The 24,566-nt window shown below is 36.5% G+C and carries 40 protein-coding genes and 1 riboswitch; of the genes, 3 read left to right on the plus strand and 37 right to left on the minus strand.

Annotated features, from left to right (window positions below; all coding sequences use genetic code 11):
• Window positions 1-16: 16 nt before the first annotated feature.
• From truA to rpsL, 37 genes are all read right to left on the minus strand, one after another.
• Window positions 17-760, minus strand: coding sequence for a tRNA pseudouridine(38-40) synthase TruA (truA, locus tag Q2T76_RS00490; RefSeq protein WP_302083068.1), 744 nt, complete (start codon window positions 758-760; stop codon window positions 17-19).
• A gap of 1 nt (window position 761) precedes the next feature.
• Window positions 762-1,562 (minus strand): energy-coupling factor transporter transmembrane protein EcfT, encoded by an 801-nt coding sequence (locus tag Q2T76_RS00495; RefSeq protein WP_302083070.1) that lies wholly within the window; start codon window positions 1,560-1,562, stop codon window positions 762-764.
• Window positions 1,563-1,575: 13 nt separating this feature from the next.
• On the minus strand, window positions 1,576-2,421 hold the full coding sequence (locus tag Q2T76_RS00500; RefSeq protein WP_302083072.1) for an energy-coupling factor ABC transporter ATP-binding protein: 846 nt from the start codon (window positions 2,419-2,421) through the stop codon (window positions 1,576-1,578).
• Window positions 2,397-3,236 (minus strand): energy-coupling factor ABC transporter ATP-binding protein, encoded by an 840-nt coding sequence (locus Q2T76_RS00505; RefSeq protein ID WP_302083073.1) that lies wholly within the window; start codon window positions 3,234-3,236, stop codon window positions 2,397-2,399. Before Q2T76_RS00505 ends, Q2T76_RS00500 begins: the two co-directional genes overlap by 25 nt.
• A gap of 57 nt (window positions 3,237-3,293) precedes the next feature.
• Window positions 3,294-3,385, minus strand: a riboswitch (TPP riboswitch).
• Window positions 3,386-3,462: 77 nt separating this feature from the next.
• A complete protein-coding gene (locus Q2T76_RS00510) occupies window positions 3,463-3,978 on the minus strand; it encodes a GNAT family N-acetyltransferase (protein ID WP_302083075.1) in 516 nt (171 codons plus the stop codon).
• A 282-nt stretch (window positions 3,979-4,260) separates the two neighbouring features.
• Window positions 4,261-4,647 carry a 50S ribosomal protein L17 gene (gene rplQ / locus Q2T76_RS00515; protein WP_302083077.1) on the minus strand — a complete coding sequence of 129 codons (387 nt, stop codon included), beginning with the start codon at window positions 4,645-4,647 and terminating at the stop codon, window positions 4,261-4,263.
• 20 nt (window positions 4,648-4,667) lie between these two features.
• Entirely contained in the window at window positions 4,668-5,603 is a 936-nt protein-coding gene (locus tag Q2T76_RS00520) for a DNA-directed RNA polymerase subunit alpha (protein WP_302083079.1), read from the minus strand.
• A 46-nt stretch (window positions 5,604-5,649) separates the two neighbouring features.
• A complete protein-coding gene (rpsK, locus tag Q2T76_RS00525; RefSeq protein WP_302083081.1) occupies window positions 5,650-6,036 on the minus strand; it encodes a 30S ribosomal protein S11 in 387 nt (128 codons plus the stop codon).
• A gap of 15 nt (window positions 6,037-6,051) precedes the next feature.
• Entirely contained in the window at window positions 6,052-6,420 is a 369-nt protein-coding gene (gene rpsM, locus Q2T76_RS00530) for a 30S ribosomal protein S13 (protein ID WP_302083083.1), read from the minus strand.
• Between the two features lie 24 nt (window positions 6,421-6,444).
• Window positions 6,445-6,561, minus strand: coding sequence for a 50S ribosomal protein L36 (rpmJ, locus tag Q2T76_RS00535; protein WP_046315631.1), 117 nt, complete (start codon window positions 6,559-6,561; stop codon window positions 6,445-6,447).
• A gap of 42 nt (window positions 6,562-6,603) precedes the next feature.
• Window positions 6,604-6,822 (minus strand): translation initiation factor IF-1, encoded by a 219-nt coding sequence (gene infA / locus Q2T76_RS00540; protein ID WP_302083089.1) that lies wholly within the window; start codon window positions 6,820-6,822, stop codon window positions 6,604-6,606.
• Between the two features lie 95 nt (window positions 6,823-6,917).
• Complete coding sequence (locus Q2T76_RS00545; protein WP_302083091.1) at window positions 6,918-7,571, minus strand: adenylate kinase; 654 nt, start codon at window positions 7,569-7,571, stop codon at window positions 6,918-6,920.
• A gap of 27 nt (window positions 7,572-7,598) precedes the next feature.
• Window positions 7,599-8,894, minus strand: a complete 1,296-nt coding sequence (gene secY, locus Q2T76_RS00550; RefSeq protein WP_302083093.1) for a preprotein translocase subunit SecY — start codon at window positions 8,892-8,894, stop codon at window positions 7,599-7,601.
• Window positions 8,894-9,334 carry a 50S ribosomal protein L15 gene (rplO, locus tag Q2T76_RS00555; protein WP_302083095.1) on the minus strand — a complete coding sequence of 147 codons (441 nt, stop codon included), beginning with the start codon at window positions 9,332-9,334 and terminating at the stop codon, window positions 8,894-8,896. Before rplO ends, secY begins: the two co-directional genes overlap by 1 nt.
• 28 nt (window positions 9,335-9,362) lie before the next feature.
• A complete protein-coding gene (gene rpmD, locus Q2T76_RS00560; protein ID WP_302083098.1) occupies window positions 9,363-9,545 on the minus strand; it encodes a 50S ribosomal protein L30 in 183 nt (60 codons plus the stop codon).
• A gap of 18 nt (window positions 9,546-9,563) precedes the next feature.
• Window positions 9,564-10,064: a 30S ribosomal protein S5 gene (gene rpsE / locus Q2T76_RS00565; RefSeq protein WP_302083102.1), complete on the minus strand. Its 501-nt coding sequence runs from the start codon at window positions 10,062-10,064 to the stop codon at window positions 9,564-9,566.
• Window positions 10,065-10,082: 18 nt separating this feature from the next.
• A complete protein-coding gene (gene rplR / locus Q2T76_RS00570) occupies window positions 10,083-10,439 on the minus strand; it encodes a 50S ribosomal protein L18 (protein ID WP_302083104.1) in 357 nt (118 codons plus the stop codon).
• 26 nt (window positions 10,440-10,465) lie between these two features.
• Window positions 10,466-10,996: a 50S ribosomal protein L6 gene (rplF, locus tag Q2T76_RS00575; RefSeq protein ID WP_302083106.1), complete on the minus strand. Its 531-nt coding sequence runs from the start codon at window positions 10,994-10,996 to the stop codon at window positions 10,466-10,468.
• A 30-nt stretch (window positions 10,997-11,026) separates the two neighbouring features.
• Window positions 11,027-11,425 (minus strand): 30S ribosomal protein S8, encoded by a 399-nt coding sequence (rpsH, locus tag Q2T76_RS00580; RefSeq protein WP_302083107.1) that lies wholly within the window; start codon window positions 11,423-11,425, stop codon window positions 11,027-11,029.
• A gap of 30 nt (window positions 11,426-11,455) precedes the next feature.
• Window positions 11,456-11,641, minus strand: coding sequence for a type Z 30S ribosomal protein S14 (locus Q2T76_RS00585; protein ID WP_302083109.1), 186 nt, complete (start codon window positions 11,639-11,641; stop codon window positions 11,456-11,458).
• A 17-nt stretch (window positions 11,642-11,658) separates the two neighbouring features.
• Window positions 11,659-12,201: a 50S ribosomal protein L5 gene (gene rplE / locus Q2T76_RS00590; protein ID WP_302083111.1), complete on the minus strand. Its 543-nt coding sequence runs from the start codon at window positions 12,199-12,201 to the stop codon at window positions 11,659-11,661.
• A 20-nt stretch (window positions 12,202-12,221) separates the two neighbouring features.
• A complete protein-coding gene (rplX, locus tag Q2T76_RS00595) occupies window positions 12,222-12,626 on the minus strand; it encodes a 50S ribosomal protein L24 (RefSeq protein ID WP_302083112.1) in 405 nt (134 codons plus the stop codon).
• Window positions 12,627-12,679: 53 nt separating this feature from the next.
• On the minus strand, window positions 12,680-13,048 hold the full coding sequence (gene rplN, locus Q2T76_RS00600; protein WP_302083114.1) for a 50S ribosomal protein L14: 369 nt from the start codon (window positions 13,046-13,048) through the stop codon (window positions 12,680-12,682).
• 39 nt (window positions 13,049-13,087) lie between these two features.
• Complete coding sequence (rpsQ, locus tag Q2T76_RS00605; RefSeq protein ID WP_302083116.1) at window positions 13,088-13,360, minus strand: 30S ribosomal protein S17; 273 nt, start codon at window positions 13,358-13,360, stop codon at window positions 13,088-13,090.
• A 22-nt stretch (window positions 13,361-13,382) separates the two neighbouring features.
• Window positions 13,383-13,574: a 50S ribosomal protein L29 gene (gene rpmC, locus Q2T76_RS00610; protein ID WP_302083118.1), complete on the minus strand. Its 192-nt coding sequence runs from the start codon at window positions 13,572-13,574 to the stop codon at window positions 13,383-13,385.
• The gene (rplP, locus tag Q2T76_RS00615; protein ID WP_302083120.1) at window positions 13,564-13,998 is read right to left on the minus strand and encodes a 50S ribosomal protein L16; all 435 of its coding nucleotides are present in this window, start codon (window positions 13,996-13,998) and stop codon (window positions 13,564-13,566) included. The genes rpmC and rplP overlap by 11 nt, the downstream gene beginning before the upstream one ends.
• 3 nt (window positions 13,999-14,001) lie before the next feature.
• Entirely contained in the window at window positions 14,002-14,682 is a 681-nt protein-coding gene (gene rpsC / locus Q2T76_RS00620) for a 30S ribosomal protein S3 (protein ID WP_302083122.1), read from the minus strand.
• 16 nt (window positions 14,683-14,698) lie between these two features.
• Window positions 14,699-15,049, minus strand: coding sequence for a 50S ribosomal protein L22 (gene rplV / locus Q2T76_RS00625; protein ID WP_302083125.1), 351 nt, complete (start codon window positions 15,047-15,049; stop codon window positions 14,699-14,701).
• Window positions 15,050-15,080: 31 nt separating this feature from the next.
• On the minus strand, window positions 15,081-15,356 hold the full coding sequence (gene rpsS / locus Q2T76_RS00630) for a 30S ribosomal protein S19 (RefSeq protein ID WP_302083127.1): 276 nt from the start codon (window positions 15,354-15,356) through the stop codon (window positions 15,081-15,083).
• A 39-nt stretch (window positions 15,357-15,395) separates the two neighbouring features.
• Complete coding sequence (rplB, locus tag Q2T76_RS00635) at window positions 15,396-16,229, minus strand: 50S ribosomal protein L2 (protein ID WP_302083129.1); 834 nt, start codon at window positions 16,227-16,229, stop codon at window positions 15,396-15,398.
• 28 nt (window positions 16,230-16,257) lie between these two features.
• Window positions 16,258-16,542 carry a 50S ribosomal protein L23 gene (rplW, locus tag Q2T76_RS00640; protein ID WP_302083131.1) on the minus strand — a complete coding sequence of 95 codons (285 nt, stop codon included), beginning with the start codon at window positions 16,540-16,542 and terminating at the stop codon, window positions 16,258-16,260.
• Entirely contained in the window at window positions 16,542-17,165 is a 624-nt protein-coding gene (gene rplD, locus Q2T76_RS00645; protein WP_302083133.1) for a 50S ribosomal protein L4, read from the minus strand. The genes rplW and rplD overlap by 1 nt, the downstream gene beginning before the upstream one ends.
• 15 nt (window positions 17,166-17,180) lie before the next feature.
• Window positions 17,181-17,828 carry a 50S ribosomal protein L3 gene (gene rplC / locus Q2T76_RS00650; protein ID WP_302083135.1) on the minus strand — a complete coding sequence of 216 codons (648 nt, stop codon included), beginning with the start codon at window positions 17,826-17,828 and terminating at the stop codon, window positions 17,181-17,183.
• A 30-nt stretch (window positions 17,829-17,858) separates the two neighbouring features.
• Window positions 17,859-18,167, minus strand: a complete 309-nt coding sequence (gene rpsJ / locus Q2T76_RS00655) for a 30S ribosomal protein S10 (protein WP_302083137.1) — start codon at window positions 18,165-18,167, stop codon at window positions 17,859-17,861.
• Between the two features lie 435 nt (window positions 18,168-18,602).
• Window positions 18,603-20,711 (minus strand): elongation factor G, encoded by a 2,109-nt coding sequence (gene fusA, locus Q2T76_RS00660; RefSeq protein WP_302083139.1) that lies wholly within the window; start codon window positions 20,709-20,711, stop codon window positions 18,603-18,605.
• Between the two features lie 43 nt (window positions 20,712-20,754).
• Window positions 20,755-21,225: a 30S ribosomal protein S7 gene (gene rpsG, locus Q2T76_RS00665; protein WP_302083141.1), complete on the minus strand. Its 471-nt coding sequence runs from the start codon at window positions 21,223-21,225 to the stop codon at window positions 20,755-20,757.
• Between the two features lie 36 nt (window positions 21,226-21,261).
• Window positions 21,262-21,675 carry a 30S ribosomal protein S12 gene (gene rpsL / locus Q2T76_RS00670; RefSeq protein ID WP_302083143.1) on the minus strand — a complete coding sequence of 138 codons (414 nt, stop codon included), beginning with the start codon at window positions 21,673-21,675 and terminating at the stop codon, window positions 21,262-21,264.
• Between the two features lie 220 nt (window positions 21,676-21,895).
• Here rpsL and Q2T76_RS00675 point away from each other — a divergent pair, with 220 nt between their 5' ends.
• From Q2T76_RS00675 to Q2T76_RS00685, 3 genes are all read left to right on the plus strand, one after another.
• Window positions 21,896-22,561 (plus strand): A24 family peptidase, encoded by a 666-nt coding sequence (locus tag Q2T76_RS00675; RefSeq protein WP_302083145.1) that lies wholly within the window; start codon window positions 21,896-21,898, stop codon window positions 22,559-22,561.
• An 87-nt stretch (window positions 22,562-22,648) separates the two neighbouring features.
• Window positions 22,649-23,665 carry a LacI family DNA-binding transcriptional regulator gene (locus tag Q2T76_RS00680; RefSeq protein ID WP_302083147.1) on the plus strand — a complete coding sequence of 339 codons (1,017 nt, stop codon included), beginning with the start codon at window positions 22,649-22,651 and terminating at the stop codon, window positions 23,663-23,665.
• Window positions 23,666-23,796: 131 nt separating this feature from the next.
• Window positions 23,797-24,546: a glutamine amidotransferase gene (locus tag Q2T76_RS00685; RefSeq protein WP_302083151.1), complete on the plus strand. Its 750-nt coding sequence runs from the start codon at window positions 23,797-23,799 to the stop codon at window positions 24,544-24,546.
• Window positions 24,547-24,566 lie beyond the last annotated feature (20 nt).

A 24,566-nucleotide genomic window follows, 5' to 3' on the forward strand; every position in this document is an offset into this window, starting at 1 on the left:
AGGACATTTCTGCCCATTAATAGTAAACTTTTTTCAAATATAAACCACTAGCTGGAGCGGTTAATCGTGCTTCTTGTCGATCTTTAACTTCAAACAATCTCAAGATGTCATGGACATCCCTTTTGCCGTTTCCAATCTCTAATAACACGGCCACCATAATTCGCACCATATTGTATAAGAAACCATCTCCATAGAACTCAAAGATTAATTCATTATTAGTCTCATCAAATTCCACCGTAGCTTCATAAATCGTTCTCACTTTATCTTTCACAACTCCATCACTAGCAGCAAAACTAGTGAAATCGTGCGTGCCAATTAGATCATTAATAGCCACTTCAATTTTTTCAATATCTAGCTTATAAGGATAATGCCCGGTGTAGTTTCGCTTGAATGGATCGGTATATTTGCCTAAGGCCGTGCGATATAAATATCTCTTTCCTGTTGTAGAAAATCGTGCGTGAAACTCAGCATCAACAATCTCACAATCAAGAAATAAAATATCAAGTGGCATTAAGCTATTCAAAGCTCGAAGCATATTTCCTGCAGGAATCTCCCCCGGGTACTCGAAGTTAATAACTTGTCCCAAGGCATGAACACCAGCATCTGTGCGACCAGAACCAACAATATCAACTACTTGTCCCTTAGTCATTTTTAACAAAGCCGCTTCGACTACACCTTGAACTGTTCGCAATTCATTTTGTCTTTGATAACCATGGAATTTGGTTCCATCATATTTCATTGTTAACTTGTAATTTGTCATCTTAAATTCCAAACCTTAAATATGCTAGTAACAAAGTAATCAGTACAAATGTTACCACCATCAATGTATCGTTTCGCTGCCAAATTAATTCACGATATTTCGTTCGATTCTCGCCACCTTGATACCCACGTGACTCCATGGCTATCGATAAATCATAGGCAATTGAGAAGCTACTAACAAATAACGGAATTAGTAACGGAATGAAGCTCTTAATTCGTTTCATAATTGAGCCAGTACCAAAATCAACTCCACGTGCACGTTGAGCATTCATAATTTTAGTGGTTTGATCCATTAATTGTGGTACAAATCGTAGTGCAATTGACAACATCAAGGCAACTTGAGTAACTGGAAATCTCACTACTTTCAAAGGTTTCATCACTGCTTCAATCGCATCAGAAAGTTCCACTGGCGTTGTGGTCAAGGTTAGTAATGTCGAGAAAAAGACAATTAACACGAATCTAACAAAGATATAAGTTCCATTAATTATACTTTGCCACGATAACGAAAAAATCCACCACTGCCAAAATATTTGCTCTCCTGGCGTGAAGAAAACTTGTAGTATCACAGTAAATAAGATTAACCACATCAGAGGCCTTAATCCCTTGAAGAAGAACGACATCGGTACATTGGAAAGTTTCAAAGCAAATAGAACAAACAAAAATAAAGGCAAGTATGTGTACCAACTATTTGCCAAAAAAATGATTCCAATAAAATAAAATGTCCCAATGAATTTCGCACGGGGATCTAAGTTATGAATAATTGAGTTACCTGGAATATATCTACCAACAATTAACTTATTCAAAAAATCATTCCTCTTATATATTTTTGTCTATTGCATTTACTAAATCATCAATTACTAAAGGATTTTCATCGGCTTTTAAGCCCTTATTCTTTAAGCGATTCATCAATTCTGAACTTCTAGGAAGTTCGAGATTATTATCAAGTACCCATTGTTCATCAGCAAAGATTTCGGCAGGAGTTCCTTGTTTAGCAACTTCTCCATGATTAAAGACAACCACATCGTCGGCATAATTTGCCACATCTTCCATTTGATGAGTTACAAGAATAATGGTTTTACCATCTTGATGAAGCTGATTAAACATCGTCATCATTTCTAGACGTCCCTTAGGATCTAGTCCAGCAGTGGGTTCATCTAATATCAGAATGTCAGGATTACTTGCCAAGACGCCAGCAATTGCCACACGGCGCATCTGTCCACCAGACAAATCAAACGGTGATTTCTCTAGAAATTCTTCACTTAAACCAACTTGTTTCAAGGCAGTTCTTGCCATTTGCTTAGCTTGTTCTTCTTCAACCCCAAAATTCATTGGTCCAAACATAATATCTTTTTCGACTGTTTCTTCAAACAATTGACTCTCAGGAAACTGAAAAACCATCCCAACTTTTTGACGTAGCGGTTTTAAGTTCTTATTGTTAGTTGTTGGTTCAATCACTCTGTCATCAACAATTACTTTGCCAGCACTTGGTTTAAGCAAAGCATTAACATGTTGAACAAACGTCGACTTGCCACTACCAGTGTGTCCAATCAACGCTGTGTAACTATGGTCTTTAATCGTAACATTAATATCCTTAAGCCCGATACTTTCCATTGGTGTATTGGGTTGATAAATATAATTTACTTTTTCAAATGATATTGCCAAAGTTCGTCCACCAATTCCTTTTCGTTTCGCCAATTATCACTAATCTTCACTCCGTGTTCAATCAACCTCTGTTGAACCTCTCGAATGAATGGTAACTCTAATCCTGCCTTAGTTAATAAAGCTTGGTTAGTAAATACTTTTTCTGGAGTGTCTTGATCCAATAATTCACCATTAGTCAACACCACCACATCATCAGCTAATGTCACTTCATCAACATCATGAGTAATTGATAAAACTGTTAGGTTTAATTCTTCTTTTAATTGTTGAATGGTTTGAATAATTTCTAATCGGCCGCTTGGATCTAACATGCTAGTAGCTTCATCCAGAATAATAATTTCTGGTTCTAACGCAATTACTCCAGCGATTGCCACACGTTGTTTTTGTCCACCAGACAAACTCTGCGGATCACGTGTTAAAAAATCTGACATATTGACCTTAGCAAGTGCTTCTTTAACTTTAACTCGCATTTGTCCAGGGTCCATACTTTGATTCTCTAATCCAAAAGCAACGTCATCTTCTACCGTAGCTCCAACAAATTGATTATCTGGATTTTGAAAAACAATTCCCATTTTCTTACGAATATTCCAAACTGTCTCTGGAGTTAAGACTTCATCATCAACTTTAATAGTGCCATGTTCTGCTTGGAGAATCCCATTCAACAACTTGGCCAATGTACTTTTACCACTACCGTTTTGACCAACAATTGCTGTCCATGAATTCTTCATAATCTGCAAAGAAACATCTGACAATGCCAGTTGCGTATTTTCTTCGTATTGATAATTTAAGTTGTTGATTTCAATGATTGGCGTTGCCATATTTTATCCCAATTCCACCAGAGTAAAAGCCCCTTCAAAATCGAAGGAGCTTTTAAGAAACATACCTAATTATCTCCCCGTATCAGCATTAACTGTCTCAGGTTCAATGGGTATAATCTCAGCTATAATCAGCACCCCAGTTATTCAATTACCAATATCATAACATATTTGGTATTTTTAAATGCAATCGAAATTTGCTCATCCCGAATATAAAAATATGGATAAACTATTCTGTATAACGTTTCATAAATAAATAATGAGGAATGTTTGTTCCTGAATAAATCTTTGTGAATCTTTCTTTTATGGTCATGCCATTTTTTATTGCAACATTCATTGAGGAAATATTAGTGTCTCGAACAATTGATACAACTTCGGTTTTTTTAAAGATTTCAAAGGCAGCTTTTTTTGTAGCCTGTGCAGCCTCAATGGCATATCCTTGGTGCCAATAGTCAAACATAAGGTGATATCCAATTTCAGCGTATACAACTCCATTGATTGTCTGATCAGTAATTCCGCATTCACCGATTATTTTATTATCATATTTTCTTTCTATTGCCCATAGGCCATAACCATTTTCTTTATAGGAATTCAAGTTCCAATGTAACCATTCTCTTATCTCTTTTTCATTAAACGGTTGATTGTAAGCATACATTACACGACTGTCGCCAAGAATTTTGTCTAAATCATTTTCCTCGTTACTTTTCCATTCGCGTAATATTAGACGATTAGTTTCGATAACCATAATATATTCTCCTTACAAGCAAATTAAATAAGACTAATATATAACATTATATAAACCTGAATTTAAAGTCAAGAAAATCTCCTAATATAGAAATTTGAATTATCATTACTACTCAATTGCTCACAAACTTTCTCACACTCTTTTTTTGCATAAAAAAATCATTCGATGAAGTTAGTGTCCTTTTGTTACAAAGGATCTTAGAGCTAGACTTGGAAAAACTTCCAACATCATAACACTCACTAAAATCACGAATGACTGATTTTAAATAGATTGATGTAATAATTAAACTAATTCAATTATTGCCATTGGTGCAGCATCTCCACGACGTGGAGCTGTCTTCATAATTCTTGTGTATCCACCGTTTCTATCTTTGTATCTTGGTGCGATATCACTAAATAGTTTTTGAAGAGCAGATTGAACAACAACTGCATCATCTTCTTCAGTAATGTTAGCAACTTCGTTTCTTAAAAACTTAGCAGCTTGTCTTCTTGCTTGTAGATTGTCAGTACCTTTTTTACCAAGGGTGATCATCTTTTCAGCTGTACGACGAACTTCTTTAGCACGAGTTTCAGTTGTAACAATACGTTCGTTGATGATTAAATCTGTTGTCAAGTCACGTAACATTGCTAGTCTTTGATCTGTTGCACGTCCTAGTTTACGGTAACCCATAAAAACGTCCTCCTTACCTATTAGTCATCTTGTCTAAGTGATAAACCTAGATTGTTTAATTTAACTTTAACTTCTTCTAATGACTTACGTCCTAGATTACGAACCTTCATCATATCAGCTTCGCTCTTATCAGTAAGTTCTTGAACAGTATTAATACCTGCTCTCTTGAGACAATTATATGAACGAACTGATAAATCAAGTTCTTCAATAGTCATTTCAAGTTTCTTTTCTTTTTGGGTCTCTTCTTTTTCAACCATCATGTCAGCATTTTTAGCTTCTTCAGTTAGGTTAACGAAACTGTTTAAGTGTTCAGTTAATACCTTAGCTGCTAAACTAATTGCTTCTTTGGGGTTGATTGATCCATTTGTCCAAACATCTAGAGTTAATTTGTCGAAATCACTTCTCTTACCAACACGAGCACTTTCAACTTGATAATTAACTTTTGAAACAGGAGTGAAAATTGAATCAATTGGCAAAACGCCGATTGGTGTTGCATCAGTCTTGTTTTGATCAGCTGGAGTGTATCCACGACCAGTTTTAACTGTCATTTGCATGTTAACTTCGCCGCCTTTGGCAACAGTACAGATATATTGTTCTGGATCTAGAATCTCTAAATCGTCATCACTAATAATATCAGCTGCTGTTACAGTAGCTGGGCCTTTAACATTGATTTCAACTTTCTTTTCTTCGCCATGTAGCTTCAAAGAAAGTTTCTTAATATTTAAGATAATTTGTGTTACGTCTTCTACGACACCTTCAACTGTTGAAAATTCATGAAGAACTCCATCAATTCGTACATCAGTAACTGCTGTACCAGGTAGAGAAGCTAGTAAAACACGTCTCAATGAGTTACCTAAAGTAGTACCGTAACCTCTTTCTAAAGGCTCAATTACATACTTACCGTAATCATTTGTTTCTTCAACTTTTATGATACTTGGCTTTTCGAATTCAATCATTCAGCTTCGCCCCTTTCATCTAATTGCGTTAGTTTCAAAGAACTTACTATACACGACGACGTTTTGGTGGACGAGAACCATTATGAGGAACTGGTGTAACATCGCGAATTGCTGTAACGTCAAGACCTGTAGCTTGTAAAGAACGGATTGCTGCTTCACGTCCAGAACCTGGACCTTTAACAGAAACTTCTACGGTTTTCATACCGTGTTCCATTGCTTCTTTGGCTGCTGTTTCACCGGCCATTTGTGCGGCGAAAGGAGTAGACTTACGACTACCTTTAAATCCTAAGGCACCTGCTGATGACCATGCAACAGCATTACCATTAACGTCAGTAATCATTACTAATGTATTATTAAATGTTGAATGAATGTGAGCAACGCCAGATTCAATATGTTTCTTTACACGACGTTTACGACTTTTGTTTACTGCCATGAATTTACCTCCTTATTAGTCTTTCTTCTTACCTGCAATAGTAACTTTTTTACCTTTGCGAGTACGTGCATTGTTTTTTGTGTTTTGACCACGAACTGGTAATCCACGACGATGGCGAATTCCACGGTATGAACCGATTTCTTGTAGTCTCTTGATATCCATGCTTACTGAACGACGTAAGTCACCTTCTACAGGGAACTTGTCAATCTCAGCTCTGATCTTGTCTTCTTGGTCGGGAGTTAAATCACGTGTTCTGACATCTTCAGAAACTCCGGCGGCTTTTAAGACTTTAATTGCTGTTGAATTACCAACACCAAATACATATGTAAGTGCCACAACAATTCTCTTATCACGTGGCAAATCAACACCTGCTATACGAGCCATTGAGGTATCCTCCTTGTTTAATTATTAACCTTGTCTTTGTTTGTGTTTTGGATCTGCTGAACAAATTACCATTACGCGACCTTTGCGTTTGATAACTTTGCAGTGTTCACACATTGGTTTTACAGATGGTCTTACTTTCATATTCTGTGAACCTCCATTATTTTAAAAAACATAAAACTAACTTTATCTATATCTATAAGTGATACGTCCCTTACTTAAATCGTATGGTGATAGTTCTACAGTCACTTTGTCACCAGGCAAAATCTTAATATAGTGCATTCTAATCTTGCCGGAAACATGCGCTAGAATTTCAGCGTCATTTTCCAGTTTTACTTTAAACATTGCCTTAGGTAAATTTTCTACAACTGTACCTTCGATCTCAATAACATCGTCTTTGGCCAAACTTCAACCCTCCTCGAATTTGTAAGGTAATAACTATAACTACATATACCGAAAAATAATATCACTAATTTGACAAAAAGTAAATTTATCAAGTTCTAGAAGTCCTTGATTACTGATTGTACATCTTTATATACATCTTCGATATCTTGATCTCCATTAATTTTATGTAGCAGACCTTTATTTTCATAAAAATCAATCAATGGAGTATTCATTTTAATATTTACATCTAATCTATTTTTTACAGCCTCAGGTTTATCATCATCTCTTTGATAGAATTCATGAGCACCACAGACATCACAAGTTCCTTCTACCTTTGGTAAGTGGAAGACCTTATGATATGTAGCTCCACAATTCTTACAAATGAAACGTCCTGATAATCTCTCTACCAATTTTTCAACTGGTACATCGATATATAAGACACCTGAAATTGGTTCATTTAATTCTGAAGCAATTTCGTCTAGTGCCTCTGCTTGAGCAATTGTTCTTGGAAAACCGTCAAGCATGTAACCTGATTTTTGAACATCTTCTTTTGCTAATCTTTCTTTCACAAGGGCAGAAGTTACATCATCTGAAACTAAATTCCCTTGATCCATAATCGATTTAACTTTAATACCAATTTCAGTTTGTTGAGCCATAGCTTCTCTGAACATATCTCCAGTAGAGATATGAACAACATGATATTGTTCAACAATTGTTTCGGCTTGAGTACCTTTACCAGCACCTGGCAAGCCCATAAGTATTAAATTCATATTTAATTCTCCCAACTTAATTTTATATTATCTAATAAAACCAACGTATTCACGTTTCATCAATAATCCTTTAAGTTGACGATCGCTTTCTAATGCAACCCCGATAACAATCAATAAACTTGTTCCACCCAATCCAATTGATTGAGGTAATCCAAAGATATTAGATGCTAATTGAGGTAGCAATGCAACAAGTCCTAAGAATAATGCCCCGACTGTTGAAAGTCTCATTAAGATACCTGAAACAAATTTGATTGTTCCATTTCCTGGCCAAATACCAGGGATGTAAGCACCTTGTTTTTGAAGATTTTCAGCAAGTTTTTCGGGATTAACTTGAACGAATGCATAGAAGAAAGTGAATAAAATAATCAATAGGGTGTATAGAAGAGCTCCCGTTGTTGTTTGCATGTTAAAGATATTACTTAATACCTGATACCAATTATCATCACCATGACTAGCTTGGAATGCAACCAAGATTGTTTGTGGTGTAACGATAAATGAACTTGCAAAGATAACTGGGATAACACCCGCAACGTTAACTTTTAAAGGTAAGAAACTCTCGCTTCCGCCTGAAGTTGCACGTCTTGTGTACTGAATTGGGATTCTTCTGACTGCTTGCTGAACATAAGTAACGAATACTGTGACTATCAAAATTAGTAATAGAATACCTGCAAAAATTGCACCTTCTTTTACTAAGTCTGATTTTGAAGCACTCATTATTAGTTCTTTATATAGCTCATACATTCCGTTAGGTAATCGAGCAATGATACCCGCAAAGATAATCATTGAAACACCATTACCTAAACCTTTATCGGTGATTTGCTCACCCATCCAGGTTAGTAGCATGGTTCCACCAGTTAAAATCAAACCAATAGTCAAAAATGTTGCAATACTTGGTTTCTTAACTAATCCCATACCACTTAAGGCGTTAAAACCAGCGGTGATACCGATCGATTGAACGAATCCAAGTGCAATCGTTAGATAACGAGTAACTTGGTTCAATTTACGACGACCAACTTCACCTTGCTTACTCCATTCAACAAAACGAGGAACAATATCCATTTGCAATAATTGAACAACAATTTGTGCAGTAATGAATGGTGAAACCCCCATTGAGAAAATAGAGTAGTTAGCCAAGCCACCACCAGAAACAGTATCCAATAAAGGTACTAATCCGGTTGCACTGATTTTATTCATTGCAGCGGCGTTAACACCAGGCACGGCAATATATGACCCCAATCTATATATAGCTAAAATCATCAAAGTGAAGAAAATTTTCTTTCTTATTTCTTTGACCTTTAATGCAGCCTTGATTGTTTTAAACATTAAATCACCTCGACAGAACCACCTGCAGCTTCAATTGCTTTTTGAGCAGCACTTGAGCACTTAGCAACCTTAACTGTAAGTTTAGCTTTAACCTCACCATTAGCAAGTAACTTAACACCAGAAAGTTCTTTTTTGATGATACCAGCTTCTTTTAATGTTTCTACAGAAACTTCGCTACCATCTTTAAACTTAGCTAGATCACTTAAGTTAACGACAGCGTATTCCTTGCGGTTAATGTTATTAAATCCGCGTTTAGGCATACGACGGAACAAAGGCATTTGTCCACCTTCAAAACCAATACGTGTTTTACCACCTGATCTTGCTAGTTGACCTTTTTGTCCACGACCTGCAGTTTTACCTGTACCTGATGAAGTACCTCTGCCGACACGTTTTCTAGAACTTCTTGAACCAGTACTTGGTTTAAGATTATGTAATTCCATGAAAAGGTACCTCCTTGTTTATTTGTATTTATTTAACTTCTTCAACATTTACTAGATGCGCAATTTTCACAATTGCTCCGCGTGTAGCTGGATCATCATTTTTAACAACTGAGCTGTTAATGCGACCCAAGCCTAGCTCTTTAACGATTGTGCGTTGAGCTGGAAGACGATGTGCAGCACTTCTAATAAGAGTAATTTTTAATTTAGCCATTATTTACGACACACCTTTCTAGTTAAGCAAATCTTGAGCTGCAACACCACGTAATGATGAAACACCTTCTGCTGTTTTTAGTCTACTTAAACCGTCGATTGTTGCACGAATAACATTAATTGGAGTGTTACTACGCAACATTTGACCTGTAATATCAGCAATTCCAGCTAATTCAACAACTGAACGAACTGAACCACCAGCAGCAATTCCTGAACCTTCAGCAGCAGGTTTTAATAAAATTTCACCAGCGCCGAATTTTCCGATTATTTCATGAGGAATGGTTGTACCAACCATTGGTACTTCAATCAAGTTCTTTTTAGCATCTTCAACTGCTTTTCTGATAGCTTCTGGAACTTCTTGAGCTTTACCAGTACCAAAACCTACATGACCGTTTTTGTCTCCCACAACAACAATAGCAGCAAAACGTAGACGACGTCCACCTTTAACAACTTTTGTAACTCTGTTAATAGCAACAACACGATCTTCTAATTCGAATTGATTTGGATCGATAAATGTCATACTTAGGTATCCTCCTTCTTAAAATTTTAGTCCATTTTCACGAGCGGCTTCTGCCAATGCTTGTACACGGCCATGATAGATGTAACCACCACGGTCAAAAACAACATCAACAATCTTCTTAGCTTTAGCACGTTTAGCAACTAATTCACCAACAGCTGCAGCCATTTCAGTTTTTGAACCACTTTTTATTTCTTTATCAACACTTGAGGCACTAACTAGCGTTACACCCGCTACGTCATCAATCACTTGAGCGTAGATGTTTGCGTTCGAACGGAACACATTTAAGCGAGGGCGCTTTGCAGTACCAGAGATTTTTCCACGGACACGCTTATGACGTTTTTGACGTATCTTATTCTTATCTGGTTTAGAAATCATTTTTTCACCTCATATTATTTGGAAGACTATTTACCAGTCTTACCTTCTTTACGACGAACATATTCATCAACGTAACGAATACCTTTACCTTTATATGGTTCTGGTGGTCTTACGTCTCTGATTTCAGCAGCAAATTGACCAACAACTTGTTTGCTGATACCTGAAATATTAATTTCAGTATTTGAAGGAACTTCAATTTTGATACCTTCTGGGGCATCCATTAATACTGGATGTGAATATCCAACATTAAGTTCTAATTGACTACCTTTAAGTTGTGCACGGTAACCAACACCAATTAGTTGAAGTTTCTTTTCGAATCCATTCACAACACCTTGAACCATGTTGTTCAAGTTTGCGCGCATTGTTCCGTGTAATGCTTTATCATTTTCGCTTTCGCGTTCAAATCTAACTACATTATCTTCTTGAACAAATTTAATTTTTGGGCTGAATTCTCTTGATAATTCACCCTTAGGACCTTTAACAGTAATCGTGTTATCTTTTTTAGTAACAGTTACTTCTGCAGGTACTTCGATTGTTTTTAATCCAATACGACTCAAAGTTATGACCTCCTTTTTTAATTCTTATTCTTACCAAACGTATGCAATTACTTCGCCACCAATTTTCTTAGCGCGAGCTTCTTTATCGGTGATAACACCTTCAGAAGTAGAAATAATAGCAATTCCCAATCCGTTAAGAACCTTTGGTACTTCTTCAGAGTTTACGTAACTTCTTAGACCTGGTCTTGAGATACGTTTCAAACCTGTTAATACACGTTGATTGTCTTGACCGAATTTAAGTGTGATGTTGATCATACCTTGTTTGTTGTCTTCAACAACTTCGTAATCTTTAATGAAACCTTCACGTTTCAAAATTTCAGAAATGCTTTTCTTCATGTTTGAAGCGGGAACGGATACAGATGTATGTCTAACCATATTAGCGTTACGAATACGAGTTAGGTAATCTGCAATAGGATCTGTCATTACCATTCTATTTACCTCCTGTAATTAATTTTATTTTTACCAACTAGCTTTCTTCATACCAGGAATTTGGCCCTTGTGAGCTAATTCGCGAAGGCAAACACGGCAAAGTTTGAATTTGCGATAAACAGAATGTGGACGACCACAGCGTTCACAACGAGTATATTCTTGAACTTTATACTTTGCTGGACGATGGTTCTTTGCAATTTGAGATTTCTTAGCCAATTATTTGACCTCCTTTATTATTTAGCAAATGGCATACCGATTTCTGAAAGCAATTCTTTTGCTTCTTCGTCAGTATTTGCTGTTGTAACGATAACGATATCTAAACCACGGATGCGGCTGATCATATCATAGTCAACTTCTGGGAAAATCAATTGTTCCTTGATACCTAAAGTATAGTTACCACGACCATCAAATGATTTTTCGCTAACACCTCTAAAATCACGCACACGAGGAAGAGCAATGTTGATTAATTTGTACAAGAAATCATACATTTTTTCACCACGTAGAGTAACTTTAGCACCAATTGACATACCTTCACGTAAACGGAAACCAGCGATTGATTTCTTAGCTTTGGTAATGATTGGCTTTTGACCTGCAATAAGTGTTAATTCTTCAACAGCGTCATCTAAGTTTTTTGAATTTGATACGGCATCACCAACACCCATATTCAAAACAATTTTTTCAATCTTAGGTGTTTGCATTACTGAACTGTAGTCAAATTTTTTAACTAGAGCTGGAGTAATTTCTTCAACGTATCTTTTCTTTAAGTTACTTACCATTTATTGACTCCTTTCTTCCACTATTTATCATCTTTTTTAGTAGTTGATTTGGTTGTTGTTTTCTTGGCTGTTGTAGCCTTCTTTGTTGTTGATTTTGCTGCTGTTGTTTTCTTTGTAGTTGTAGCTTTCTTTGCGGTTGTCTTCTTAGCTGCTGGTTTCTTTGCTGCTGTTGACTTAGTTGTAGTCTTCTTAGCAGCTGCTTTTTTAGCTTTAGCTAAAGCAACATTTGAAACAGCGATTGGCATTTCAGCATCAATTACGCCACCATTTGGTTCGTCATTGGTTGGTTTTTGATGTTTCTTTGCAACATTTACGCCTTCAACAACTACTTTGTTAGCCTTAGGAAGAACTTTAAGGACTTTTCCTTCTTTGCCTTTGTCACTTCCTGAAATCACTTTGACATTATCTCCAGTTTTTACAAACACAGATCAGCACCTCCTTATTTAATCTTTTCAATCTGTAGATCATAAACTATTTTTTATAATACTTCGGGTGCCAATGAAACGATCTTCATGAAATCATTGTCACGCAATTCACGAGCTACTGGTCCAAAGATACGAGTGCCTCGAGGTGTCTTGTCGGCGTTAATAATAACGGCCGCATTTTCATCAAATCTGATATATGAACCATCTGGACGATGTGAACCTGAAACAGTTCTGACGATAACAGCTTTGACAACATCACCTTTTTTAACAACGCCACCTGGTGTTGCTTGTTTAACAGTTGCAACAATAATATCACCAATATTGGCTGTCTTACGGTTTGAACCACCAAGTACTTTAATAGTTAAAATTTCTCTAGCTCCTGAGTTATCAGCAACTTTCAAACGACTTTCTTGTTGAATCACTGTGTTGGTCCTCCTCTCGTTTAAACTTTATAGAAGTTTTTAAATAATAACCGCTTTTTCAACGATTTCTAATAAACGGAAGCGCTTTGTACGTGATAATGGTCTAGTTGCCATGATACGAACAATATCGCCAACTTTTGCTTCATTCTTATCATCTTGTGCATAATACTTCTTTGAATATTTAACACGTTTACCGTATACAGGATGAGTTTTGTAAGTTTCAACAACTACAGTGATAGTTTGATCATTCTTATCAGAAACTACACGACCTTGATATACTTTACGACGATTTCTTTCATTTAATTCGCTCAAGTTTAGTACTCCTTCCTATTTATTATTTACTTTCTGCTTGTTGTAACACTGTTTTAATGCGAGCAATATTCTTTCTAACTTTTTTCAATCTAGCAGTATTTTCTAACTGACCAGTTGCTTGTTGGAAACGAAGGTTGAATAATTCTTCCTTATATTGCTTTTCTTTATCTAGCATTTGAGCAGTGGTTAATTCTTTAATTTCTTTAGTTTTCATCAGATTCGCCACCTACTTCCTCGCGTTTAACGAATTTGGTTCTAACTGGTAATTTGTGTGATGCAAGTCTTAGAGCTTCACGAGCTACTTCTTCAGATACCCCGTCAATTTCAAACATGATTTTTTCACGTTTTACTGGAGCTACCCAACCTGCTGGTGCACCTTTACCATTACCCATACGAACTCCAACACCTTTTGCAGTGTATGATTTATGAGGGAAAATTTTGATCCAAACTTTACCACCACGTTTCATATAACGAGTCATCGCAATACGAGCAGCTTCAATTTGTCTATTTGAAATCCAATGTGAATCAAGTGCACGTAGACCATACTTACCAAAAGCTAATTCTTTTCCACCTTTAGCAGCTCCACGCATCTTTCCACGAAATTCACGACGGTGTTTTACACGTTTTGGCACTAGCATTGGCTATTTCCCTCCTTTCGCATCCTGATTGTTATCTTTAGTTGCATTTGCTTTAGTTGGTAGCACTTCACCACGATAAATCCAAGTTTTAACACCTAAGTTACCGTATGTTGTTGCTGCTTCAACCCAAGCATAATCGATATCAGCTCTTAAGGTATGCAATGGAACAGTTCCTTCTGTATGCCATTCACGACGAGACATATCTGCACCGTTTAAACGACCAGAAATTTGTGTTTTGATACCTTTTGCACCGGCACGACGAGTACGTTGTGTAGCTTGTCTTTGTGCACGACGGAAAGCGATACGAGCTTCAAGTTGACGAGCGATACTTTCACCAACTAGTTTTGCATCTAAATCAGGTTTTTTAATTTCAACGATATTAATGTGTACATTCTTACCAGTTAAGTTGTTAAGTTGCTTACGCAAGTTATCAACTTCAGCTCCACCCTTACCAATAACCATTCCTGGTTTTGCAGTATGGATTGAAACATTAATACGTTTTGCTGCACGTTCAATTTCAATACGTGAAACTGAAGCATCAGCTAATTTTTGTTCAATAAATTTACGTATTCTTAGATCTTCGTGTAAATAATTGGCGAAATCTTTGTTGTCTGCATACCATTTGGCATCCCAGTCACGGATAACACCAACACGAAATCCAATAGGATTAATTTTTTGACCCACTAGTTTTCCTCCTATACTATTCTTTTTCTGAAACAACCACTGTAATATGTGATGTTCTCTTGTTAATTGGTGAAGCTGATCCTTTAGCACGAGGACGGAAACGTTTTAAAGTTGGTCCTTCGTCAACGAATGCTTCACTGATATATAAGTTTTGTGCATCTAAATCAAAATTATGTTCTGCATTAGCAATTGCAGACTTCACAACTTTTGTAACCACTGGAGCACCAGCGTTAGGTGTGAATTGCAAAATTGCTAGAGCCTCTGCAACGTTCTTGCCACGAACAAGGTCAATAACAAGACGAAGCTTACGAGGGGCAATGCGAACTGTCTTAGCTTTTGCTACTGCTGAAGTAATTTGCTCAGCCATCTGACATTCTCCCTTCAATTAGTAAGTTTTATTACTTAGTTTTTTTATCGTCTGCTCCATGACCGTGGAAAGTACGTGTAGGAACGAATTCACCTAACTTGTGACCAACCATGTCTTCTTGAATGAATACTGGAACATGCTTTCTTCCATCATGTACAGCAATAGTTGCGCCTACAAAATTAGGAAAAATTGTTGAACGACGAGACCAAGTTTTAATTACTGATTTTTTATCTTGATCTTCTTGTGCTTGGACTTTTTTCATCAAATAATCATCGACGAAAGGTCCTTTTTTAAGACTACGAGTCATCTTGTTGCCTCCTTCTTTAAAATAAATTCAAGTATCAGATTATTTACCTTTTCTATGACGAATAATAAGTTTCTCTGATTTGGCATGTGATGATCGTGTTTTCTTACCAAGAGTCTTCTTACCCCATGGTGATAATGGAGATGGACGACCGATAGGTGCTTTACCTTCACCACCACCGTGAGGGTGATCGTTAGGGTTCATTACAGAACCACGAACTGTTGGGCGGATACCCATCCATCTTTTACGACCAGCTTTACCAATGTTAATCAATTCATGTTGTTCATTTCCGACTTCACCGATTGTTGCGCGGCAAGCAGAAAGAATTAATCTAACTTCACCTGATGACAATCTAACTTGTGTGTACTTACCATCACGACCAAGTACTTGAGCTGATGTACCAGCTGAACGAGCAAGTTGTCCACCTTTTCCAGGTTTCATTTCAATATTATGAATGATTGAACCGACTGGAATGTTTTCAAGTGGTAATGCGTTACCTACTTTAATATCTGATGCAGGACCTGATTCAATAACAGTTCCAACAGCAAGATCTTTAGGAGCTAAAATGTATGATTTAACACCATCTTCATAATGTAGTAAGGCAATATTTGCTGTTCTATTTGGATCATATTCAATTGCTTTAACAACTGCTTTTGTATCATCTTTAATACGTTTGAAATCGATGATACGGTATTTTTGTTTATGTCCACCACCACGGTGTCTAACTGTAATGTGACCGTATGAGTTACGACCAGCTGTGTGACTTTGAGATGAAGTTAAACTTTTTTCTGGTTTAGTCTTTGTAATCTCTTCGAAGTCCAAAGCAGTCATATTACGACGACCGTTTGTAGTTGGCTTGTATTTAATAATACCCATAACAAAATTCCTCCTTCTTATTTAATTATTAGTCTTCAAAAATTTTGATTTCTTTAGAGTCATCTGTAAGGGTAACAATAGCCTTACGACGTTTTTTAGTCATACCTTCGTATCTACCAACACGTTTCTTGTGACCTTTAACGTTCATGATATTTACTGATTTGACTTTTACATCAAAGATTTCTTCGATTGCTTGACGTACTTGGATTTTGTTCACGTCAACAGCAACATCGAATGTGTACTTCTTGTCGTCCATAACAGCCATTGATTGTTCTGTTACTAAAGGACGTAATATGATATCACGTGCATTCATTATCCAAGCACCTCCTCAATATTTGAAAGTGCAGCTTTTGTAATTACCAATTTTTCATTGTTAATAACATCTAAAACATTAATTTTTCTAGAAGCAACAACGGTTACTTTTTCTAAGTTTCTTGCTGATAAAGCAACGTTTTCGTTTTCTTCTTCAACAACAACTAATGTCTTACCTGTTGACTTAACTTTGTCTAGTAATTGAGCAAACACTTTTGTTTTTGGTTCTTTGTAATTGATTGAATCAATCACGATGATGTTTCCATCTTTAGCTTTTTGTGAAAGAACTGATTTCAAAGCTAAACGACTAACTTTTCTAGGAATATGATATGAGTATGATCTTGGTGTAGGACCGAAGACAACTCCACCACCTACCCATTGAGGTGATCTGATTGAACCTTGACGAGCTCTACCAGTACCTTTTTGGCGCCATGGTTTTCTACCACCACCGCGAACTTCTGAACGGTTCTTAACAGCATGAGTACCTTGTCTCATTGATGCGCGTTGCATGACAACTGCATCGAAGATGACATTGTCATTTGGTTCAATATCAAAAATTGAACTGTTCAATTCAACGGCTGAACCTTTGGTTCCATTTTCTTTGAATGATGTAACTTTAGTCATTATGCTCCTCCTTTCCTATTTTTCTTTTGTATCTGCCAAAGCTTTGATACCTGATTGAACTTTTACAAGTGAGTTCTTAGCACCAGGAACGTTACCTTTGATCATAATTACATTTTTTTCTACATCAATTTTTGCAATTGATAAGTTTTGTGTTGTAACAGTCTTGTTACCCATACGTCCAGGCAATTTCTTACCTTTGAACACACGGTTGATAACAGCACCCATTGAACCGGGAATTCTGTGATAACGAGAACCGTGAGTTTCAGGTCCACGTGATTGACCGTCTTTTTTAATGTTACCTTGGAAACCGTGACCCTTTGTAATACCAGTTACGTCTACGATTTCGTTTTCAGCAAAAGTATCAACTTTTACTTCGCCGCCTAATTCAAAACTTCCCATATCTACATCGCGGAATTCGCGAATGAAGCGTTTAGGAGTTGATTTAGATTTTTCAGCATGACCTTTAGCTGGTTTGTTACTTAAAACTTCACGCAAATCTTCAAAACCAAGTTGTACAGCATCGTAACCGTCGTTTTCGACTGTCTTGAGTTGCATAACTACGTTTGGAGTTGCTTCAATAACTGTAACGGGAATCAATTCACCGTTGTCAGTAAAGATTTGAGTCATTCCAACTTTTCTACCGAGAATACCTTTTCTGGCCATGTCTACACCTCCGTTAATTTATTTTTGTTATTAAAGTTTAATTTCAATATCCACACCACTTGGTAAATCTAATTTCATCAAAGAATCTACTGTCTTTTCTGATGGATTTACGATGTCGATAAGTCTTTTATGTGTACGCATTTCGAATTGTTCACGAGAATCTTTGTGCTTATGTGGTGAACGAATCACTGTATATAATGAACGTTCTGTTGGCAAAGGAATTGGACCTGAAATTTCGGCACCAGTTCTTTTTGCTGTTTCTACAATCTTGTCAGCTGACTGATCAAGAATGCGATGTTCATAAGCTTTCAAACGAATACGAATCTTTTGACTTGCCATGGGGTTACCTCCTTCTTGTCTTTAAAATGACCGGTTCAGTGGAAACTACCGCCACACTTGCCGTGGCAAAGCGGCCGGGTGTGTCGCAACCTCCCACTTCTTCACCGAGAGTATCTATAAAATACCCATTTGAGCATACTTGTCCCTTGGACAATCAGCACGAGTTATATACTACTAGAAATCCCTATCAATATCAAGGCTTTTTCGCACTTTTTTGACCTTTTTTTGAGATAAAAAAAGAACCCGAACTTTCGAGTTCAAAAAGTGAAATTTTTGAGTAAAAAATAAAAAATTAACAAAATTTAAAACTTTTTTGTCAGATTTTAAAATACATTCTAAAACTCAACATACTTCACCCAAATAAAAACGAGAAGAACTTCTTACGAAGTTACTTCTCGTTTTTCATTACTCGATATTTGAGTTTTTATATTTTATTTATTCGTCTTCAGGGTTAACCATCTTACCACCATTTTCCTTGATGATATCCTCTTGGATACTCTTAGGAACTGGTTCGTAATGGTCCATAACCATGGTAAATGTACCACGACCTTGTGTTGCTGAACGAAGTGTTGTGGCATATCCAAACATTTCTGAAAGTGGCACATAAGCGTTAACTAGTTGTGCGTTACCACGAGCTTCCATTCCTTCAACACGACCACGTCTAGCTGTAACGTGTCCCATAACATCACCTAAGTAATCTTCTGGAGCAACAATTTCAACTTTCATGATTGGTTCAAGAATAACAGCACCAGCTGATTTAGCAGCATTTCTAAGTGCTAATGAAGCAGCAATCTTGAAGGCAGCTTCTGATGAATCGACATCATGGTAACTACCATCATATAACTTAGCCTTAACATCGATTAATGGGAATCCAGCAAGGACACCATTCTTCATTGCTTCTTTAAGACCTTGTTCTACTGAAGGAATATATTCACGAGGAACAACACCACCGACGATAGCATCTTCGAATTCGAAGCCTGCTCCTTCTTCATTAGGTGTAAATTCTACCCAAACGTCACCATATTGACCTTTACCACCAGATTGACGAACAAATTTACCTTGTGCTTGTGTTGACTTAGTGAATGTTTCACGGTAAGCAACTTGAGGAGCACCAATTTGAGCTTCAACTTTAAATTCACGGCGTAGACGATCAACTTGAATATCTAAATGAAGTTCACCCATTCCTGAGATAAGAGTTTCACCTGTTTCAGGGTTTGTCTCAGCTCTAAATGTAGGATCTTCTTCAGCTAGTTTTTGCAAACCAACATCCAATTTATCACGGTCTTCTTTTGATTTAGGCTCAATAGAAACTTGGATAACTGGTTCTGGAATCTCTAATGATTCAAGAATCAATGGATGTGCTGGATCAGTTAGTGAATCACCAGTTGTAGTATCTTTTAGTCCGATAGCTGCGGCGATATCACCAGAGAACACTTCAGGAATTTCGTTTCTGTGGTTAGAATGCATTTGTAGCAAACGACCAACACGTTCACGTTTTTCTTTAGTAGCGTTCAATACGTATGAACCTGATTCCAAAGTACCAGTGTACACACGGAAGAATGTCAAACGACCAACGAATGGGTCAGTGGCAATCTTAAATGCAAGTCCAGCAAATGGTTTGTCATCATCAGCCATAAGTGCAACTTCTGAATCGTCTGCAGGATCTGTAGCATTGTATGGTTTAACGTCAAGTGGTGATGGTAGGTAATCAACAACCGCATCCATCAACATTTGAACACCTTTATTCTTGAAAGCTGAACCAGCTAACACTGGGTAGAATTCAAGGTTAATTGTTGCTTTTCTGATAGCATCTTTAAGTTCTTGTTTAGAGATTTCTTCTCCTTCAAGATACTTGCCCATGATGTCATCATCAACATCAGCAACAGCTTCGATCAATTCTTGACGACGTTTTTCAGCATCTTCTTTGTATTGATCAGGGATTTCAACTGTATCCCATTTTGAACCTAATTCATCTTCATCATAGATATCGGCAACCATTTCGATTAAGTCAATAACACCTTCGAATTGGTCTTCAGCACCGATAGGCATTTGGATAGCATGAGCGTTAGCTTGTAATCTATCTTCCAAAGTACTTACAGAGTAGTCAAAGTCAGCACCGATTTTATCCATTTTGTTAACAAAAACGATTCTTGGAACTGAATATGTTGTAGCTTGACGCCAAACGTTTTCAGTTTGTGGTTCAACACCTGATTGAGCATCAAGAACTGTAATAGCTCCATCTAAAACACGAAGTGAACGTTCAACTTCGATAGTGAAGTCCACGTGTCCTGGGGTATCAATGATGTTGATACGGTTCTTTTTCCATTCAGCAGTTGTAGCAGCTGAAGTGATTGTAATACCACGTTCTTGTTCTTGTTCCATCCAGTCCATTTGTGAAGCACCTTCATGGGTTTCACCGATTTTGTGGATTTTACCTGTATAGTACAAGATACGTTCTGTTGTAGTTGTTTTACCAGCATCAATATGAGCCATGATACCGATATTACGTGTATCTTCTAACGGGAATTCACGTTTATTAGCCATTAATTATGTTTCTCCTCTCGATTTTATCGACTAAACGATTTGACTACCAACGGTAATGTGCAAAGGCACGGTTAGCATCAGCCATCTTATGAGTGTCTTCACGTTTCTTAACAGCAGCACCAGTATTGTTAGCTGCGTCCATAATTTCATTAGCTAGTCTGTCAACCATTGTATGTTCACCACGTAGACGAGCATAGTTTGTCAACCAACGTAATCCAAGTGTTGTACGACGTTCTGGTCTAACTTCAATTGGAATTTGATAGTTTGAACCACCAATACGACGAGCCTTAACTTCTAAGACCGGCATAATGTTGTTCATAGCTTCTTCAAATACTTCTGTAGGTTCATTCCCTGTAGTTTCTTTGATCTTATCAAATGCAGCATAAATAATTTTTGATGATGTACCACGTTTACCATCTTTCATCACATGGTTAATCAAACGTGTTACTAATTTTGAGTTATAAATTGGATCAGGCAAAACATCACGTTTTGCTACGTTACCTTTTCTAGGCATCAGATTACCTCCGGATATTTTCTAATAGTTTTTAAATTATTTCTTAGGTCTTTTTGCACCATATTTTGAACGGCTTTGCATACGGCCATCAACACCGGCAGTATCTAAAGCACCACGGATAACGTGATAACGAACACCAGGTAGATCTTTTACACGACCACCACGGATAAGAACAACACTATGTTCTTGTAAGTTATGACCTTCACCAGGAATATATGCTGTAACTTCAATCAAGTTTGACAAACGTACACGAGCATATTTACGTAAAGCTGAGTTAGGTTTCTTAGGTGTCATTGTTCCAACACGAGTTGCAACTCCACGCTTTTGAGGAGCTGGTGTGTCAGTCAATGATTTTTTCATACTATTGTAACCAAAGTTCAAAGCAGGTGAATCTGACTTTGACTTCTGTGATTTACGACCTTTACGGACCAATTGGTTAATTGTTGGCATTAAAAGGTTCCTCCTATGTAATTTATTATGGTTTAAATACACACATCCAGGCGTTTCATTTTTGATTAAAATAAAATACCACCGACGTGGTTTGATGGCTTATCTTCACAAGACAGAGTCCTGTCGCTACTAAAAAGCACATTTATTAATTTACCACCGATTCAGGGTAGTTGTCAATATAATTCTGTATTGATTTGCGTAATTATTATTGAGGTGAATTATGTTTATTTTATATGTTTTTTTAATTTTTATTTTAAGTGCTTGCTGCTGTTCGTTTTTAAATTTAGTTGCCATGCGTCTGCCTAAAAATGAAAGTATTGTTTCTCCCCGCTCCCATTGCGATTACTGCTCCACTCAATTGAAATGGTTTGAACTAATTCCTATCTTAGGCTATGCGATAAATCGCACTCGTTGCCGTTATTGTAACTTGCGAATATCGCTGTATTTTCCTCTAACAGAATTAGTTTTTGGATTGTCGACTACTTATATTTATTTCACTCAAGAACTAGTGGTTGAGAAAATTGTACTATTAAGTCTACTGCTCTTCTTTGCTTGCATGGATTATTGTTACCAAGTCGTAATGCCATTCTTCTTTGCCCCTGCACTTTTACTAATGTTCTATTATCCATTTTCAATAGCCCATTTTGCAATATTTTTTGTCTGTCTCTTTAGTTTCTCTCGTCTGACTCATGGTTTAGGAATGGGCGACGTTGAAGTTCTTTCTTTTTTAGCTCTATTTCTTCCTATTATTTCATGTTTGTGGATTATCGTTCTTGCCAGTTTCTTATGTCTGGTACTCGAATTATGTTACAAGGTTAGATTCAAAAAAATCAGTTTCGTTCCTTATATATATTTTGCTACGGTTTTAGTCACAATATTAGAATAATGTTTACATCTTCTTTTTAGTAATCGCTTTGTTTGTTGACTGAATTAATATATTATAAAGAAAACAACTCATTGAGCAGGAAAAATAATGAAATATACAATGAAAGATATTGCTAAAAAAGCAAACGTCTCCGTGACAACGGTCTCTTTAGTTTTAAACAATCGGATTTCTAGAATATCAGAATCCAAAAAAAGAGAAATAAAAAATATTGCTAAAGAAATGAATTACCATCCTAATTCAGCTGCTGTTTCATTAAGCAGACAAGTTAGCTATAACATTGCACTCATTGTTCCCGATATCACTAACCCTTTTTTCTCGAGTTTAGTAAAACAAGTTAGTATTGATTTATATTCTAAAGGTTACAATGTTTTGCTTTTTAATAGTGATAATTCATATGAATTAGAAAGAAAAGCTATTCAACGGTTTGATTATCAAGGAGTTGATGGAATTTTGCTAGTTCCTTCTAATGAATTTTTCTCTCAAAAAAAACAAACCTTAAATAACCTTATAAGTAGCACAGAAAAGCCAATTATCTTATTAAACGCTGAAACTGACTTACAAATGAGTTATGTCAATTTCGATAATTTTAAAGGCGCACAAATGGCAACACAATTGTTGATAGACAACAATATTGAAAAAATTGCTTTTATTCGAGGTGGGAATAACTTCGTAAATGCCAATCAACGACTCCTTGGCTATGAAGAAACTATGAAGCAAAATGAGAAAAAAGTTGATAAGAATCTCATTTTTCAAGGCGACTACTCAATGGCTTGCGGATATAAATTAGCATCAAAAATACTATCAAACTCTGACATTAAAGGGATAGTTAGTTCAAATGATTTAATGTTATTCGGAATAATTAAATGGGCTAAAGAAAATGACAAAGATATTTTCAATCTATTAGCAATGGTCAGTTTTGATAACACGCCTTATTCAGAAATTCTGGAAAAACCACTTACTACAATAGATCAAGATACTCAAAAAATGGCCTCAGAAGCTGTCGAGGTACTACTCGAATCAATTAATTCAAACAAAAAGAATATCCAAAAAATCATTATCGACCCTCATTTGATCGTAAGAAAATCAGATAAATTACATAATTAATTGACAACAATCATCAGCATGATATATATTGTACACAAGGTAATGAAATCGCTTACAGAATTAGTAAGCTTTTTTTTACCAAAATGATAAACCGGTTTATCAATTAATAACAAGGAGATTTTAGTTTTACTATGATAAAAATTTTATTAGCTGGAGAGTCTTGGATTTCTACAACAACTGAATACAAAGGATACGATTCATTTACCAATACTAAGTTAGAGATTGGCTGTACAGCTCTTCTTAAAGAATTTGAGAATTTGAACTATCAAGTTACTCACATACTGGCCCATGATGTTCCCGAAAAATTCCCATGGTCTATTGATGAACTAAATCAATACGATGTAGTTATCTTATCTGACATCGGGTCAAACTCTTTGGCACTTTCTCAAAAAGTGTTCGATTCTGGTCGGCCAACTATTAATCGAATGGAATTACTTAAAAACTGGGTAATGGATGGTGGATCACTCATGATGGCAGGTGGGTACTTGTCTTTTGGTGGTTTTGAAGGAAAAGGACATTATCATCACACTCCTATCGAAGATGTTCTACCAGTCAACGTTCTGCCTTATGATGATCGAATTGAAGTGCCTGACGGCCGTATTCCACAAACAAGTAAAGCCAACTCTATTAGTAGTGATTTAGGTGATTTTCCACCTGTTCTTGGCTATCAAGAAACATCAGTTAAGGAAAGCAGCGAAATACTAATGACTATTGATGAAACTCCACTTTTGGTTATTGGAAAGTCTGGAAAAGGTAGAAGTTTAGTTTACACAAGTGATATTGCTCCACACTGGGCATCTCAGGAATTTATGAGCTGGTCACATTATGGCGAATTCTTTTCACGATGCATCAAATGGTTAGCAAATGATCTTGAAGTTTAAGCAGATTATGTCTATTTTGA

The organism is Lactobacillus sp. YT155, assembly GCF_030504545.1.
GTDB lineage: Bacteria > Bacillota > Bacilli > Lactobacillales > Lactobacillaceae > BQUT01.